This is a genomic window from Ensifer sp. Root954 (assembly GCF_001429005.1).
Taxonomy (GTDB): domain Bacteria; phylum Pseudomonadota; class Alphaproteobacteria; order Rhizobiales; family Rhizobiaceae; genus Ensifer; species Ensifer adhaerens.
Genome location: NZ_LMJM01000014.1, coordinates 106,979 through 122,136 on the forward strand (window position 1 = coordinate 106,979; position 15,158 = coordinate 122,136).

Sequence of the window (15,158 nt, forward strand, 5' to 3'; positions counted from 1 at the left end):
CATCGATGAGTGATCTGAAGCCATTCGTCGCCAAGGTCGCCGCCCGCGAGGCGCTGAACCGCGAAGACGCACGTGCCGCCTTCGAAATCATCATGTCGGGTGCCGCAACGCCGTCGCAGATCGGCGGCTTCCTGATGGCATTGCGGGTGCGCGGCGAAACCGTCGATGAAATCGTCGGCGCGGTGGGCGCGATGCGTGCCCGCATGCTGCCGGTCGATGCGCCAGCGGATGCCGTCGATATCGTTGGAACCGGTGGCGACGGCGCCGGCACCTACAACATCTCGACTCTTGCCTCGCTGATCGTCGCCGGCGCGGGCGTGCCTGTTGCCAAGCACGGCAACCGCGCGCTGAGCTCGAAGTCAGGCACGGCCGACGCGCTCTCCTGCCTCGGCGTCAAGCTCGACATCGGTCCGGACGCCATATCGAAATGCATCCGCGAGGCCGGTGTCGGCTTCATGTTCGCCCAGCAGCACCATTCCGCCATGCGCCATGTCGGCCCGACGCGGGTGGAGCTCGGAACGCGCACGATCTTCAACCTGCTCGGCCCGCTTTCCAACCCCGCAGGCGTCAAGCGCCAGCTCGTCGGCGTCTACGCGCCGCAATGGGTGCAGCCGCTGGCCGAAGTACTGCGTGATCTCGGCTCGGACAATGTCTGGGTCGTTCACGGCGATGGCCTCGACGAGATCACGACGACCGGCACGACCGAGGTCGCAGCACTCAAGGACGGCAAGATTTCCACCTTCACCCTGACGCCCGCCGATTTCGGCCTTCAGACGGTGACGATCGATGCGCTCAAGGGCGGCGACGGCGCGTACAATGCGGTCGCGCTCCAGGCAGTGCTCGATGGTGCCGAGAACCCCTACCGGGACATTTCCCTTGCCAATGCGGCCGCATCGCTGATGATAGCCGGACGGGCAAAGGACCTCACCGAAGGCATGGCGCTTGGGCGCCAGTCGCTTTCAAGCGGCGGCGCGAAGACCGCGCTGCAGCGCCTGATCAGCGTATCGAACGCGGCCTGAGGAAGGATCAGCACATGACGGATATCCTGCGCAAGATCGAAGCCTACAAGCGCGACGAGATCGCGGCTGCCAAGTCGAACGTTTCGCTCGACGAACTCAAGGCGCGTATCGCTGATCAGGCCACCCCGCGCGGCTTTCATGCGGCGCTCGCCGCACGCAAGGCCGCCGGCGCGTTCGGACTGATCGCCGAAATCAAGAAGGCAAGCCCGTCGAAGGGACTGATCCGCCCGGATTTCGATCCGCCGGCGCTCGCCAAGGCCTATGAAGCCGGTGGAGCGGCCTGTCTGTCGGTGCTGACGGACGCCCCGAGCTTTCAGGGTGCGCCTGCCTTTCTCGAAGCGGCGCGTGCGGCCTGCGCCCTGCCGGCGCTGCGCAAGGACTTCATGTTCGACACCTACCAGGTGTTCGAGGCGCGCGCCTGGGGCGCCGACTGCATCCTTCTCATCATGGCTTCGCTCAGCGACGACGACGCCCGCCGCCTCGAAGACGCATCCCTCGAGCTTGGCATGGACGTGCTGATCGAGGTGCACGACGCCGAAGAGATGGAACGGGCACTGAAGCTCACCTCGCCGCTCGTCGGCATCAACAACCGCAACCTCAGGACCTTCGAGGTTGATCTCGCGGTTTCCGAGCAGCTTGCGGGAATGGTGCCTGCCGACCGTCTGCTCGTCGGCGAAAGCGGCATCTTCACGCATGCGGATTGCCAGCGGCTGGAAAAGAGCGGCATCACCACCTTCCTCGTCGGCGAGAGCCTGATGCGCAAGAGCGACGTCGAATCGGCAACGCGCACGCTCCTGACCGGCGCTACGACCACGCTGGCGGCCGAGTGATGAGCAAGCCGACGCTCACGCATATCGGTGGCAGCGGCGAAGCGAACATGGTGGATGTCGGCGACAAGGCCGAGACGGTACGCATCGCCGTCGCCGAGGGCCATGTGCGCATGAAGGCTGAAACGCTGACACTCATTCTCGAAGGCGACGCCAAGAAGGGCGATGTCATCGGTACGGCGCGGCTTGCCGGCATCATGGCCGCCAAGCAGACGGCCAACCTCATTCCACTCTGCCACCCGTTGATGCTGACCAAGGTAACCGTCGATATCACGCCGGACCCGGCGCTTCCTGGCCTCCGGGTCGAGGCGCTTGCCAAGCTGACAGGACGCACCGGCGTCGAGATGGAGGCGCTGACGGCCGTGAGCGTCGCCTGCCTTACGATCTACGACATGGCGAAGGCGGCCGATCGCGAGATGGAAATCGGCGGCATCCAGCTGGTCAGCAAGTCCGGCGGGCGATCCGGCGACTATCGACGCGAAGGGAACTGAGGCCATGGCGTTGCTGTCCGTCGAAGACGCGCTCGAGCGGATCCTACACGGCGCCACGCCACCGCAACTGACAGAGCTCGTCGGTCTCCATGACGGGCCCGGCCGCGTGCTGTCTCAGGATATTCCGGCGCGCGTCACCCATCCGGCCTTCGACAATTCGGCGATGGATGGCTACGCCGTGCGCCACCGAGACATTGAGACCATCGGCGCCGAACTGACCGTGATCGGCCAATCGGCTGCGGGCCACGGCTTCAAGGGGGAGATGAAAGCGGGCGAAGCCGTGCGCATCTTCACCGGTGCGCCGGTGCCATTGGGCGCCGATACGGTGATCATCCAGGAGGATACCGAGCGGTTGCCGGGCAACCGGATCCGCACCAAATTCGTGCCCGGCAAGGGGCGGCATATTCGAACGGCCGGCCAGGATTTTATCGCCGGCGAAGCGGCACTTTCGGCGGGCGACGTGCTCGACGCCGGACGTTTGACGCTCGCTGCGGGGATGAACCATGCGAGCCTGCCGGTCTTCAAGCGCCCGCGGATCGCAATCCTCGCCACGGGCGACGAGCTGGTGGCTCCGGGCAACAAGCCGGGCGACGATCAGATCATCGCCTCGAACAGCTTCGGCGTCGCGGCGATCGCGCGCGACAACGGCGCCGAGGTCATCGATCTCGGCATCGTCCGCGACGATCGGGACGCCATCAGTGCCGAGGTCAGACGGGCGCAGGGCGCCGATGTCGACGTGATCGTCACGCTCGGCGGCGCTTCGGTCGGTGACCATGACCTGGTGCAGTCGACGCTCATTGCCTGCGGCATGACGCTCGACTTCTGGCGCATCGCCATGCGGCCGGGAAAGCCGCTCATGGTGGGCCAGCTCGCAACGGCCACGGTGCTGGGCCTGCCGGGCAATCCGGTCTCCAGCCTCGTCTGCGCCCTGCTCTTCCTCGAGCCGCTGACCCGTAAGCTCGCCCGCTTACCATCGCGCGACCGCATAACGACCGCGCGGCTTGCAGGCCCGCTTCCGGGCAACGACGTCAGGCAGGACTATGTGCGTGCGCGCCTTACGCGGGACAGCGACGGCACATTGGTCGCCCATCCCTTCTCGCGGCAGGACTCGTCGATGATGAAGGTTTTCGCGCAATCGGATTGCCTGATCGTGCGCCCGCCGCACGCCTCCGAAGCGCCTGCGGGCACAACCTGCGACATTCTCAGGCTTCGCTGAGCAAACCAAGCGCGAGCCACCTCTGGGAGCGCAAAAACAAAAGACCGGGCAGAACCCGACCTTTTCCCGTTCGTGGCGGGTCCTCTCGATCATCCGTAGTCGGGCGACCTCAGCGATGATCACGTGGCCTCGTCATAGAGTGCCACCAATTCGGCGCCGTGACACGGACCCTCACGTTTTGTGACGAAGCACTTTGTGACGATGTAAGCGGCCGCATGGGGCAGTCACCGCTCTTGCCGCATCAGGCCGGGGGTGCCCCCGGCCGCGCATGGATCAGTTGCCCGTCTCGTCCGAGCGGCTGACCAGGATCTTGTCTATGCGACGTGCATCCATGTCGACCACTTCGAAGCGGTAGCCATGGGCAATCGCGACATCGCCCTCCTCCGGCGTCTTGCGCAACTGCTGCACCAAGAAGCCGGCGATGGTCTCGAAGTTGCCGTCGGCGTCGATTCCCTCGATGCCGATCGTCAGGTGGATTTCGTCGATCGGCGTGCGGCCGTCGACAAGATAGCTTCCGTCTTCGCGCTGGCGGATCAACGCATGCTCGATGTCGTCGTAGTTCGACGGCAGCACGCCGACGATCGCCTCGAGAATGTCGGCGATGGTGATGATGCCCTCAGTGCTTCCATATTCGTCGACGATCATCGCCATGTTGATGCTTGACGACTTGAAGGCTTCCAGTGCCTTTAGGCACGACGCCGTCTCCGGCAAGGTGTGGATTTCCTTGATGTATCTACGCACGTCGAACGGACCGGAGGTCGGCGCGTTCAGGATTTCCTTGGCGAGAACCGCGCCGAGAACGTCGCTGCTCGGGCCATCGACCACCGGATAGCGGGAATGGCCGAACTGATCGATCTTACGACCGACCGTTTCCAGGCTGTCGTTGACGTCGATGAAGCTCACCTCGGTCCGGTGGGTCATGATCGACTTCACGTTGCGGTCGCCGAGGCGGATGATTCGCCGAAGCATCTCGTGCTCGGACTTTTCGATGGCGCCGCTTTCGACGCCTTCGGCCATGATCGCGTGGACTTCCTCTTCCGTCACATGATCAGGATCGTCAGGACGGATGCCGAGGAGACGCATGGCAAGCGACGCCGCGGTCTCGAAGAGATAGACGACCGGCGCGGTGATCCGCGACAAGAAGTGCATCGGGCGCGCGACGAACATGGCCAGCGCCTCGGAATTTTTCAGCGCCAGCTGCTTCGGAATGAGCTCGCCGATAACCACGGACAGGAAGGTGATGAGGGTAACGACGAGTACGAGGGCAACCGTGTTGCCGTAAGGATTGATCCAAGCGACCTCATCGAACAGCGGCGCAAATTTCGCCGCGATTGTCGCGCCACCGTAGGCGCCGGCTAAGGTGCCGACGAGCGTGATGCCGACCTGTACGGTGGAAAGAAACTTGCCGGGGTCTTCAGCGAGCCTCAGCGCCACTTCGGCGCGGGCATTTCCCTGTTTTGCCATCTGGCGAAGCATTGGCTTGCTTGCCGAGACGATTGCCATTTCCGAGAGAGCAAAAAATGCATTGATCAAAAGCAGGACGAAAATGACAAAAAACTCGGACATGGTCTCCAGATCACCGTTGACGAAAGCCGCTCCGCAAGGAGCGAGCCCTCACCAAATAAGGCCAGCGCGCGATCCGAGCAAGCACAAGCAATGAAATCGCTGCAATCTTCTGAACATTGGAAGGACCGAGCGCTGTTTTGTTGAACAATCTCGACCGGCGGCAGCCTCAACTGCGACTTTGCAGCGCGCTGCGAACGCGCTCGCGCCCGATCTTGATCACGTTTTCCATGGCAAGCCGTGCGCCGACCTCGTCACGCCTGCCGATCTCCTCAACGATACGGATGTGGTTGCGGGCAACCTCGTCTATGCCGCCCTTTTCGGCGACCGGAGAGCTCAGCTTGAAGACACCGACCAGCGCCGCTTCGATCAGCCCGCCGACCGTGCGCATGAATGGGTTGCCGGAGGCCTCGGCGACAGCCAGGTGGAACTTCAGGTCGGCGCTTGCGAGGCTCTCGGCGCTATGGCCCTCCTCGCCCATCGCAACCGCGAGCCGCATCATGCGGCTGATTTCGGCCTCAGACGCGTTTCGCGCCGCAAGTGCTGCCGCATGCGGCTCGAAGGCCAGGCGCACTTCGCTGAGGTGATAGAGGAAGTCCTCGTCGACACCGCATTCGAAGTGCCAGGTCAGGATGTCGTTGTCGAACAGGTTCCAGTCGTTGCGCGGCGTCACGCGGGTGCCGATGCGGGCACGCGGCACGACCAGCCCCTTGGCGGCCAGCGTCTTCATGGCTTCGCGCAGAACAGTTCGGGATACCTTGAAGCGTGCCGCAAGTTCCGGATCACCCGGAAGAATGGAGCCGACCGGAAATTCGCCGGATATGATTGCCTTCCCGAGTTGATCGACAACATGTGCGTGGCTCGTGCGCTTGCGCGAGCCGGACACGACGGTTTCCAGCAAACTCCTGTTCAATCCATCTCCTCCAGGCACTCCCCTGCCTGATTTCATACGGCGCGACGCGCCACAAGGCCTTCGTGCGGAGCACGCGGGGCACCCCTAAACCTGCGCAAATGAATGTAGTTTGAACAGTCGATTCCGGAAAGCCCCAGGGTGGCCGCAAAACCGTAAACCGCGCACCGCCGAACGATGAAACAACCCTTACGCGTTTTCCAAACGACAAACCCCGCCGAAATGGCGGGGTTTGCATTCTGTTTCGTAGGCTCTTGCTTACTTCGGCAGCTGATCGTCGACGCCTTCGACGTAGAAGTTCATGCCAAGCAGCGTGCCGTCGTCAGACGTCGCCCCTGCAGCAAGCCACTCGCTGCCGTCCTGCTTCTTCAGCGGGCCGGTGAAGGGCTTCAGTTCGCCCGACTTGATCTTGGCTTCGGCGTCCTCAGCGAGCTTCTTCACGTCGTCAGGCATGTTGGTGTAGGGCGCCATCGTCAAGATGCCGTCCTTCAGGCCGTCCCAGCTCGACGTCGTTTCCCACTTGCCATCGAGGAAGGCCTGCGTACGCTTGATGTAGTAGGCGCCCCAGGTATCGACGATCGCCGTCAGCTGCGTTTCCGGGCCGGCCTTGATCATGTCGGAGGCCTGGCCGAAGGCCTTGATGCCACGCTCGGCGGCAACCTGCATCGGTGCCGTCGTGTCGGTGTGCTGCGTCAGGATATCGACGCCCTGGTCGACCAATGCCTTGGCAGCATCGGCTTCCTTGCCGGGGTCGAACCAGGTGTTTGCCCAAACGACCTTGATCTTGAAGTCCGGGTTGACCGAGCGCGCGCCGATGATGAAGGAGTTGATGCCCATCACCACTTCCGGGATCGGGAAGGAGGCGATGTAGCCGGCGACGCCCTTTTGCGACATCTTGGCGGCGATCACGCCCTGGATGTAGCGGCCTTCATAGAAGCGGCTGTTGTAGGTCGCGACGTTCGGCGCGGTCTTGTAGCCGGTCGCATGCTCGAACTTCACGTCCGGGAACTTCTGCGCGATCTTGATCGTCGCGTCCATGAAGCCGAAGGACGTCGTGAAGATCAGGCCGCAGCCCGAGCGTGCGAGACGCTCGATCGCGCGCTCGGCATCCGGGCCTTCCGGCACGCTTTCGAGATACTGCGTCTCGATCTTGTCGCCGAGCGCCTTTTCCAGCTCCTGGCGGCCGATGTCGTGCGCCTGGGTCCAGCCGCCGTCGGTCTTGGCACCGACGTAGACGAAGCAGACCTTGGCCTTCTCCTGGGCGCTTGCGCCTGTGGCAAAGCCGATCGCTGCCGCGGAGCTTGCGAGAACGAGCAGTAGTTTTTTCATTTTCTTGACCTCTGTCGGTTTGAGAAACGTCAGTATGAAATGCTTGCAATCATCGGTCCGGCACAAACGGTTTGCCGAGCGATGCCGGCGTATTGATCAGGGTCATGCGCCGGTTATGCGAAATGAGAATGAGGACGACGATCGTCGCGACATAGGGGAGCGACGAAAGGAGCTGCGAGGGAATGCCGAGGCCGAAGGCCTGCGCATGCAACTGGCTGATCGATACGGCACCGAAGAGATAGCCACCGGCCACCAGCCGCCAGGGGCGCCAGGACGAAAAGACCACCAGCGCCAGTGCGATCCAGCCGCGACCGGCCGACATGTTTTCCACCCATTGCGGCGTGTAGACCAGCGACAGCTGCGCGCCGGCAAGCCCGGCACAGGCGCCGCCGAACATCACGGCGAGATAGCGGGTGCGAATGACGTTGACGCCAAGCGCGTGCGCGGAGGCGTGGCTATCGCCGACGGCGCGAAGCTTGAGGCCAGCACGGCTCTTGAACAGGAACCAATGCACGCCCGCGACGATCGCGATCGAAAGATAGAAAATGATATCCTGCCGAAAGAGCAGCGGCCCGATATAGGGGATATCCGCGAGAAGCGGTATCGCGATCGGCTGCAGCTTGACGCCCTGCATGCCGAGGAAACTCTCGCCCATCATGCCGGAGACGCCGATCCCGAGCAGGGTCAAGGCCAGGCCCGTCGCCACCTGGTTTGCCACCAGGCTCAGCGTGAGGAAGGCAAAGAGCTGCGAGAACAGTGCGCCGCAGGCGATGCCGGCAAGCATGCCCAGATAGGGCGAACCGGTAATCTGGGTAATCGCGAAGGCGGAGACCGCCCCCATGATCATCATGCCCTCGACGCCGAGGTTCAGCACGCCGGACCGTTCGGTCACGAGTTCGCCGATCGCGGCCAACACCAGGGGTGTTGCGGCAGTGATGACGCTCAGAAGGATCGCTTCGACGATACCCATCAGCGGCTCCCCTCGCTATTGGTCGCGGTCAATCGGTCGAAGACCAGCTTGATGCGATAGTGGATGAGCGTGTCACAGGAGAGCACGAAGAAGAGCAGGAGACCCTGGAAGACGCGCGTCACCTTCTCGGAAACGCCGATCGACAGCTGCGCCGCCTCACCGCCGAGATAGGTGAGCGCCAGCACCAGGCCGGCGGCGACGATGCCAAGCGGATTGAGGCGGCCAAGGAACGCAACGATGATGGCGGTGAAGCCGTAGCCGGGCGAGATGACCGGGCGCAGCTGCTGGATCGCGCCACTGACTTCGGAGATGCCGGCCAGACCAGCAAAGGCGCCCGAAAGCAGCATCGAGAACCAGATCATCTTGCGCGAGGAGAAACCGGCAAAGCGCCCTGCCCGCTCCGATTGGCCAAGCACGGAAATCTCGAAGCCCTTCAGCGTGTAACGCATCATGAACCAGACGAGGATCGCGGCAATGATGGCGAAGGCGAAGCCCCAGTGAGTGCGCCCCGAGGCAAGCATTTCCGGCAGGATCGCATCGACGGCGAAGGTGCGCGTCTCCGGAAAGTTCATGCCGCCCGGATTGCGCCAGGGTCCACGCACCAGCCAGTCGAGGAAGAGCTGGGCGACATAGACCAGCATCAGGCTCGTCAGGATCTCGTTGGTGTTCATATGCGCCTTTAGGAAGGCGGGGATGGCGGCAAACAGCGCACCACCGAGCATGCCCATCAGCATCATTAGCGGCAGCACCAGCGGCGACTGCCAGTCATAAAAGACCACCGGCAGGATCGAGCCGGCAATCGCGCCCATGATGAACTGGCCCTCGGCGCCGATGTTCCAGTTGTTGGAGCGGAAACAGACCGAAAGCCCGACGGCAATCAGGATCAGGGGCGCTGCCTTGATTGCCAGCTCGTGCAGCGACCAGACCTCGCTCAAGGGCTCGACGAAAAAGCTGTAGAGCGCCATGACCGGATTCTTGCCGAGAAGCGCAAACATGATGCCGCCGAAGACGATCGTCAGCAGGAAGGCGATGAACGGCGACAGGATCGAAAACAGCGTCGAGACCTTGGCGCGCTTTTCCAGTTCAATGCGCATGTGCGGCCTCCGTGCCTTCCGTCTTGCCGTACATGCCGCCCATCAGCAGGCCGATCTTTTCGCGCGAAAGCTCTTTTGCCGGATAGGGATCGGATAGCTTTCCGTCGCTGATAACGGCGATCTCCGTCGCCACTTCGAAGATTTCGTCGAGGTCCTGGCTGATGACGAGCACGGCAGAGCCGGCCTTGGCGAGGTCGACGAGCGCCTGGCGGATGCGGCTCGCAGCACCCGCATCGACGCCCCAAGTGGGCTGATTGACGACGAGCACGCTCGGCTGACGGTCGAGCTCACGCCCGACGATGAACTTCTGCAGGTTGCCGCCGGAAAGCGAGCCGGCCGGCGGATCCTCACCACTCTTGCGCACGTCCATCGCCTCGGAGATGCGCTTCGTGGCGCTCGTCACCGCATCGCGACGGATGATCTTGAGGAAGCCGCCGCCGAGAAACGCCTTGGCGTCCGAACGGCTGCGAGCAAGCACGAGATTGTCCGAAAGCGGCAACGCCGATACCGCGGCATGGCCGTGGCGCTCCTCGGGAACGAAGCCCGCGCCCATCAGGCGGCGCGCATTGATGTTGCGGTTGCCGACCGGCTTCTGGCGGATCTGCACCGCATTATCGTCGGCAACCGGGTACTCTCCCGAGAGCGCATCGAACAGTTCGCCCTGGCCGTTGCCGGCAACACCGGCAATCGCCAGCACCTCGCCGGCATGCACCTTGAGACAGATGTTCTTCAGCGAAACGGCAAAGGGCGTGCGCGCCGGCACGGTCAAGTGCCGCGCTTCCAGATGCACCTGGCCCTTGGCGCTCGTGCCTTCGGCCGTCACCGCCGCGACTTCACCGCCAACCATCATGCGCGCCAGCGACGACGGGGTCTCCGCCTTTGGGTCGCAGGCTCCCGTTACCTTGCCGTGACGCAACACCGTGGCGCGGTCGCAGATGCGCTGCACCTCTTCCAGTCGGTGGCTGATATAGAGAACCGAGCGCCCCTCCGCCTTCAACTTGTAGAGCGTTTCGAACAGGCGGTCGGCTTCCTGCGGCGTCAACACCGAGGTCGGCTCGTCGAGGATGATGAGGCGCGGGTTCTGCAAGAGCGCGCGCACGATCTCGATGCGCTGGCGCTCGCCGACCGAGAGATCCGCCACATGCGCCTTGGGGTCGAGCGGAAGGCCATAGGCATGCGACAGGCGCGACGCCTCTTCCGCCACCCTCGCCAGCGAGATGTTCGCATCCATGGAAAACGCGATGTTCTCGGCGACCGTCAGCGCCTCGAACAGCGAAAAGTGCTGGAAAACCATGCCGATGCCGAGCCTGCGCGCAGCCGCGGGATTGGCGATGCGCACGCTCTGGCCCTGCCAGAGGATCTCGCCGGCCGTCGGCGCCAATACGCCGAACAGCATCTTCACCAAGGTCGATTTTCCGGCGCCGTTTTCGCCGAGAAGGGCGTGAATTTCGCCCGGTTCAATCTGCAGATTGATCCCATTGCAGGCCGCGAAGCTGCCAAACAATTTCGTCAGGTTGCTCACAGCCAATAGATGACCGTTCGCCGCTACTCCCTCAACAGGCACGCTGCCCTCTTTCCCCTCTGTTGATCCGCGTCCGCCTTAAGGCTTCGATCACGGAATCAGCAGTGTTGTTCCACTTGTTTTTCTTGTCTCGAGATCCGTATGCGCTCGCCCCGCATCGGCAAGCGGATAAGTCTGATTTATATTGATACGCACTTTGTTGCTTTGCACAATATCAAACAGGGAATTTGCACACGCTTCCAGCGCAGGCCGCGTGGCAACGTAACCAAAGAGTGTCGGACGCGTCGCAAAAAGCGACCCCTTCTGCGCCAGGATGCCGATGCTAAAAGCCTCCACCGGTCCGGACGAATTGCCGAAGCTGACCCAGAGGCCGCGCGGCTTGATGCAATCCAGCGACGCCGGATAGGTGTCGCGCCCGACGGAATCGTAGACGACATCAACGCCGCGGCCGTCGGTCAATTCCTTGACCCGCGCGACGAAATTGTCGGTGCGGTAGTTGATCACGTGGTCGTAGCCATGCGCCAGCGCCAGATCGATCTTGTCCTGCGAGCCCGCTGTGCCAATAACGGTCGCGCCAAGCGCCTTCGCCCATTGGCCGGCAATCAGCCCGACGCCGCCGGCTGCGGCATGGAAGAGAATCGTCGTGCCCGGACCGACCTGATAGGTCTGGTTGAGCAAGTATTGTGCCGTCATGCCTTTCAGCATCATCGCAGCCGCAGTCTCGAGGCTGATGCCGTCGGGCACCTTCACCAACTGCGCAGCATCGACGTTGCGCTCGCTCGCATAGGCACCATCGGCAGAGGCATAGGCGACGCGATCACCGACGGAAAACAGGCTGACTCCGTCGCCAACCGCAGTGACGATGCCGGCACCTTCCTTGCCCGGCACGAAGGGCAAAGCCGACTTGTAGAGGCCGGTGCGGAAGTAGACGTCGATGAAATTGAGGCCGACGGCCACCTGCCGGATCTGTACTTCACCCGGCCCCGGCGGCGAGAGTGTCACGCCTTCGAGCTTCAGGACCTCTGGTCCTCCGAGTTCGCGTACCACAATCGCCTGTGCCATTGCCTGCTCCTATTTCCGGCCGAGACTTGGGAAAATCTGCAGCACGAAGCCAATCACGTAGAGATAGATGCCTGTGACGACGAAGCCGGTCACGACCCATGCCGGCGTCGCAAAATGCAGGAGCAGCGCATAGATGCCGAGCGCCGACCACAAGAGGAAGATGCCGAGGTTCAGCGGTCGCAAGCGCTGGACGCGAACCGGATGAAGGAAGTTGATCGGCAGGAAGGTCAAGACCACCGACACGAAAACGACGATCGACGCGGTCAGCTCGCTCGCCTGAATGACGAACAATGTGAAGACGACCATGTTCCAGACGACGGGGAAACCGGAGAAAAAGTATTCGTCCGTCTTCATGCCCATATCGGCATAGTAGATCGCGCTCGAAACCACGATCGCGCCGGCCGCCACGAAGGACCAGGGCTCGCCGATCATGCCGCTCTGGTAGAGCGCAAAGGCAGGCAACAGCACATAGGTCACATAGTCGATGACGTTGTCGAGCGTATCGCCCGACCAGTTGGGCAGCACTTCCTTGACGCGCACCTTGCGGGCGATCGGCCCGTCGATGCCGTCGACGAGCAGCGCCAGCCCCAGCCACCAGAACATGTCGACGAAGCGATGCTCGGCCGCAGCCACGACACCCAGGAAGGCGAGAAACGACCCCGAGGCGGTCAAGATATGCACGGAAAAGGCGCGAATCTCGGCGTAGGGAACTCGTCTATAGTTAAAGAACTTCATCTGCGGATGCCGCCCACCCCTGCTGTTTTCCCCGTGCGGGCCTTGACCCGCCTCGACCGCTGTGCGGCGCGTTGCCCGTAATATGCACCCTTTGCAACGCATCGCCACTAAAATTCAAGTATTACAGCCTCCCCTCGCCCCATTGTCCTGTGGACACCTGCAAATTGCTTCTGCGCTGATTCTACCCATTTATTTCGCATGCGCCGGCGACTAGAGGTATGATCGAGGCTGGGCCAAGACGCCTCACAGCTTGCGCGAAAGGGCTTTTGCATCATGGACCACTTCGACATCGCCATTATCGGTGCGGGCCTTGCCGGATCGCTTGCGGCCATTGCGCTTGCCGATGCGGGCTACCGCGTGGCCTTGATCGGACCGGAGCCGGCGGTTGCCGACGGACGCACCACCGCGCTGATGGACCAATCGATCGAGTATCTGAAGACGCTCAACCTTTGGGAAAAGGTCGAGCCGCTGACGGCTCCGCTTTCGACCATGCGTATCCTCGACGGCACCAACCGGTTGCTGCGGGCGCCACCGGTCAACTTCCGTGCCTCGGAAGTCGGGCTCGACGCCTTCGGCTACAATATCCCCAATGCGCCCTTCATCGATATTCTCTGCCACCGCGCCGAAGAGAGCCCAACACTGACACGCATCACCACGTCGGCGATCGGCTTTGAACTTTCGGACGCTGTCGCAACGATCGAGCTTGCAAACGGCAGCCAATGCAGCGCCTATCTCCTCGTCGGCGCCGATGGTCGTCGGTCGCCGGTGCGCGAAGCGGCGAAGATCTCCGTCAGCACCTGGTCCTATCCGCAGACGGCGGTCGTCTTGAACTTTGCGCACGAGCTGCCGCACCAGAACATCTCGACCGAATTCCACACCGAAAGCGGTCCCTTCACGCAAGTGCCCCTGCCGGGCAACCGCTCCAGCCTGGTCTGGGTCCGCAAACCCGAGGATGCCGCACAAACGCTGACGCTGGATCTCGCGGCACTCTCCCGCGCCGTCGAAGACCGGATGCAATCAATCCTCGGCAAGGTAACCGTCGAGGGCACGCCGCAATCCTTCCCGCTCTCGGGCATGACCGCCCAGCGCTTCGGCAAGGGCCGCGCCGTGCTTCTTGGCGAAGCAGCGCACGCCTTCCCGCCGATCGGCGCTCAGGGGCTCAACCTTAGCCTCCGCGATGTGATGACGCTCGTCGATATCATCGGTGTATCCAGCGGCGAGCCGCTTGCCGGCGATATCGGTGACCGCTTTGACAGCCGCCGCCGGCCGGACATCATCAGCCGCACCGCAAGTGTGGATCTGCTCAACCGCTCGCTGCTCTCTGGCTTCCTGCCGGTGCAGGCGCTGCGCGCGCTGGGGCTGCACGTGCTTTCCGCGGTTGGGCCGCTCCGCAGCCTGCTGATGCGCGAAGGCGTGCACCCCGGCAGCGCGCTCAACGCCTTCAAGGAAGGCTTAAGGGAAAAGATCGGGCGGAAGAGCGCCTGAACGGATCAGGTAAAGCAGGCCGGTCACCGTTGCGACCGACAGTGTCGTCGTGATGAGGATCGTCGCCGAGGCTCGCTCCTGCCACACGCCATATTGATGGCCGATAACGAAGACGTTCGTCGCCGTCGGAAGGGCTGCGAGCAGTACCGCCGTCTGCACCCAGACCGGATCATAATTCCCCGTCAGGCTCATTGCCGTGAACATGACGAGCGGATGCAAGAGCAGCTTCGCCGGGACGATGTAGCCGATCTCGACGGGAATGCGCTTGATTGGGCGCAGCGCCAGCGTCACCCCCATGGCAAAGAGCGCGCAGGGCGCCGCACACTGGGCGAGATAATCGATCAGCCGCTGAACCGGAACTGGCGGCTGCACGGCGAAAAAGGCGGCGACCACACCGGCAAGTGTGGCCAGGATGAACGGGTGCAGAATGATCTTGCGCGCGACGCTGGCTGCAAGCGCCAGCGGCTTTTCCTGCCGGCCGCCTGATATCGCCATCATCGCCGGTGCGACCGCGAAATGCGCGGCGTTTTCGAAGCTGAAGATCAGCGCCACCGGTACGGCAGCGGCATCGCCCAACGCCAGGAGCGCAAGGCCAGGCCCCATGTAGCCGATATTGCCATAAGCAGCGCCAAAACCCTGGATCGTCGCCTCGGCAATGGAGTTTCGCCTGACATAAACCCCGATGAGGAAGATCAGCGAAAAGACGATGTAGGTCGCCCCGACGGTGGTCAGGATGAAGTCGGCACGCGCCAGCTGTTCAATCGGCGTGCGCGAGACGAGCTTGAAGAACAGCGCCGGCAGCGCGAGGTAGATGATGAAGGTGTTCAGCCACCCCATCGCCTCGCCCGGATGGTGGACGAAGCGCGCCGTCAGATAGCCGAGGAAGATCAGGCCGAAGAACGGCAGCACCAGGCCCGCGATTTCCGTCATCTTGT

The 15,158-nt window shown here is 62.8% G+C and carries 14 protein-coding genes; 5 read left to right on the forward strand and 9 right to left on the reverse strand.

Going from position 1 to position 15,158, the window contains the following annotated elements; translation table 11 throughout:
• Positions 1 to 5: 5 nt before the first annotated feature.
• From trpD to glp, 4 genes are read left to right on the forward strand one after another with little or no spacing between them, the layout of a single operon-like run.
• Positions 6 to 1,019, forward strand: coding sequence for an anthranilate phosphoribosyltransferase (gene trpD / locus ASE71_RS07805; RefSeq protein ID WP_060517064.1), 1,014 nt, complete (start codon positions 6 to 8; stop codon positions 1,017 to 1,019).
• A gap of 14 nt (positions 1,020 to 1,033) precedes the next feature.
• On the forward strand, positions 1,034 to 1,849 hold the full coding sequence (gene trpC / locus ASE71_RS07810) for an indole-3-glycerol phosphate synthase TrpC (protein WP_060517062.1): 816 nt from the start codon (positions 1,034 to 1,036) through the stop codon (positions 1,847 to 1,849).
• A complete protein-coding gene (moaC, locus tag ASE71_RS07815) occupies positions 1,849 to 2,337 on the forward strand; it encodes a cyclic pyranopterin monophosphate synthase MoaC (RefSeq protein WP_060517060.1) in 489 nt (162 codons plus the stop codon). The genes trpC and moaC overlap by 1 nt, the downstream gene beginning before the upstream one ends.
• Before the next feature lie 4 nt (positions 2,338 to 2,341).
• The gene (gene glp / locus ASE71_RS07820; protein ID WP_060517058.1) at positions 2,342 to 3,553 is read left to right on the forward strand and encodes a gephyrin-like molybdotransferase Glp; all 1,212 of its coding nucleotides are present in this window, start codon (positions 2,342 to 2,344) and stop codon (positions 3,551 to 3,553) included.
• Positions 3,554 to 3,826: 273 nt separating this feature from the next.
• Here the strand turns inward: glp and ASE71_RS07825 are convergent, their stop codons facing one another.
• The 8 genes from ASE71_RS07825 to pcsA all read right to left on the reverse strand — a co-directional run bounded on the left by ASE71_RS07825 (position 3,827) and on the right by pcsA (position 12,738).
• Positions 3,827 to 5,119: a hemolysin family protein gene (locus ASE71_RS07825; protein WP_060517056.1), complete on the reverse strand. Its 1,293-nt coding sequence runs from the start codon at positions 5,117 to 5,119 to the stop codon at positions 3,827 to 3,829.
• Between the two features lie 166 nt (positions 5,120 to 5,285).
• Entirely contained in the window at positions 5,286 to 6,065 is a 780-nt protein-coding gene (locus tag ASE71_RS07830; protein WP_051659212.1) for a FadR/GntR family transcriptional regulator, read from the reverse strand.
• A gap of 219 nt (positions 6,066 to 6,284) precedes the next feature.
• The gene (locus ASE71_RS07835; RefSeq protein WP_034791380.1) at positions 6,285 to 7,355 is read right to left on the reverse strand and encodes a BMP family ABC transporter substrate-binding protein; all 1,071 of its coding nucleotides are present in this window, start codon (positions 7,353 to 7,355) and stop codon (positions 6,285 to 6,287) included.
• Positions 7,356 to 7,404: 49 nt separating this feature from the next.
• Positions 7,405 to 8,325 carry an ABC transporter permease gene (locus ASE71_RS07840; protein ID WP_043620304.1) on the reverse strand — a complete coding sequence of 307 codons (921 nt, stop codon included), beginning with the start codon at positions 8,323 to 8,325 and terminating at the stop codon, positions 7,405 to 7,407.
• A complete protein-coding gene (locus ASE71_RS07845) occupies positions 8,325 to 9,419 on the reverse strand; it encodes an ABC transporter permease (RefSeq protein ID WP_060517054.1) in 1,095 nt (364 codons plus the stop codon). The genes ASE71_RS07840 and ASE71_RS07845 overlap by 1 nt, the downstream gene beginning before the upstream one ends.
• On the reverse strand, positions 9,409 to 10,983 hold the full coding sequence (locus tag ASE71_RS07850; protein ID WP_060517052.1) for an ABC transporter ATP-binding protein: 1,575 nt from the start codon (positions 10,981 to 10,983) through the stop codon (positions 9,409 to 9,411). The genes ASE71_RS07845 and ASE71_RS07850 overlap by 11 nt, the downstream gene beginning before the upstream one ends.
• A gap of 48 nt (positions 10,984 to 11,031) precedes the next feature.
• Positions 11,032 to 12,003 carry a quinone oxidoreductase family protein gene (locus tag ASE71_RS07855; RefSeq protein WP_060517050.1) on the reverse strand — a complete coding sequence of 324 codons (972 nt, stop codon included), beginning with the start codon at positions 12,001 to 12,003 and terminating at the stop codon, positions 11,032 to 11,034.
• Between the two features lie 9 nt (positions 12,004 to 12,012).
• Complete coding sequence (gene pcsA, locus ASE71_RS07860) at positions 12,013 to 12,738, reverse strand: phosphatidylcholine synthase (RefSeq protein WP_034790952.1); 726 nt, start codon at positions 12,736 to 12,738, stop codon at positions 12,013 to 12,015.
• Between the two features lie 273 nt (positions 12,739 to 13,011).
• Between pcsA and ASE71_RS07865 the strand changes: the two genes are divergently transcribed.
• Positions 13,012 to 14,223: a UbiH/UbiF family hydroxylase gene (locus tag ASE71_RS07865; protein WP_060517048.1), complete on the forward strand. Its 1,212-nt coding sequence runs from the start codon at positions 13,012 to 13,014 to the stop codon at positions 14,221 to 14,223.
• Here the strand turns inward: ASE71_RS07865 and ASE71_RS07870 are convergent.
• Entirely contained in the window at positions 14,191 to 15,153 is a 963-nt protein-coding gene (locus ASE71_RS07870; RefSeq protein ID WP_060517046.1) for an AEC family transporter, read from the reverse strand. The two genes, ASE71_RS07865 and ASE71_RS07870, sit on opposite strands and share 33 nt — an antisense overlap.
• Positions 15,154 to 15,158 lie beyond the last annotated feature (5 nt).

Bases quoted from the DNA above. Each gene is read 5' to 3' on its own strand.
- pcsA (WP_034790952.1), bottom strand. From the start codon at position 12,738: ATGAAGTTCTTTAACTATAGACGAGTTCCCTACGCCGAGATTCGCGCC.
- trpD (WP_060517064.1), top strand. From the start codon at position 6: ATGAGTGATCTGAAGCCATTCGTCGCCAAGGTCGCCGCCCGCGAGGCG.
- ASE71_RS07845 (WP_060517054.1), bottom strand. From the start codon at position 9,419: ATGCGCATTGAACTGGAAAAGCGCGCCAAGGTCTCGACGCTGTTTTCG.
- ASE71_RS07870 (WP_060517046.1), bottom strand. From the start codon at position 15,153: ATGACGGAAATCGCGGGCCTGGTGCTGCCGTTCTTCGGCCTGATCTTC.
- glp (WP_060517058.1), top strand. From the start codon at position 2,342: ATGGCGTTGCTGTCCGTCGAAGACGCGCTCGAGCGGATCCTACACGGC.
- ASE71_RS07855 (WP_060517050.1), bottom strand. From the start codon at position 12,003: ATGGCACAGGCGATTGTGGTACGCGAACTCGGAGGACCAGAGGTCCTG.
- ASE71_RS07840 (WP_043620304.1), bottom strand. From the start codon at position 8,325: ATGGGTATCGTCGAAGCGATCCTTCTGAGCGTCATCACTGCCGCAACA.
- moaC (WP_060517060.1), top strand. From the start codon at position 1,849: ATGAGCAAGCCGACGCTCACGCATATCGGTGGCAGCGGCGAAGCGAAC.
- ASE71_RS07825 (WP_060517056.1), bottom strand. From the start codon at position 5,119: ATGTCCGAGTTTTTTGTCATTTTCGTCCTGCTTTTGATCAATGCATTT.
- trpC (WP_060517062.1), top strand. From the start codon at position 1,034: ATGACGGATATCCTGCGCAAGATCGAAGCCTACAAGCGCGACGAGATC.
- ASE71_RS07835 (WP_034791380.1), bottom strand. From the start codon at position 7,355: ATGAAAAAACTACTGCTCGTTCTCGCAAGCTCCGCGGCAGCGATCGGC.
- ASE71_RS07865 (WP_060517048.1), top strand. From the start codon at position 13,012: ATGGACCACTTCGACATCGCCATTATCGGTGCGGGCCTTGCCGGATCG.
- ASE71_RS07830 (WP_051659212.1), bottom strand. From the start codon at position 6,065: ATGAAATCAGGCAGGGGAGTGCCTGGAGGAGATGGATTGAACAGGAGT.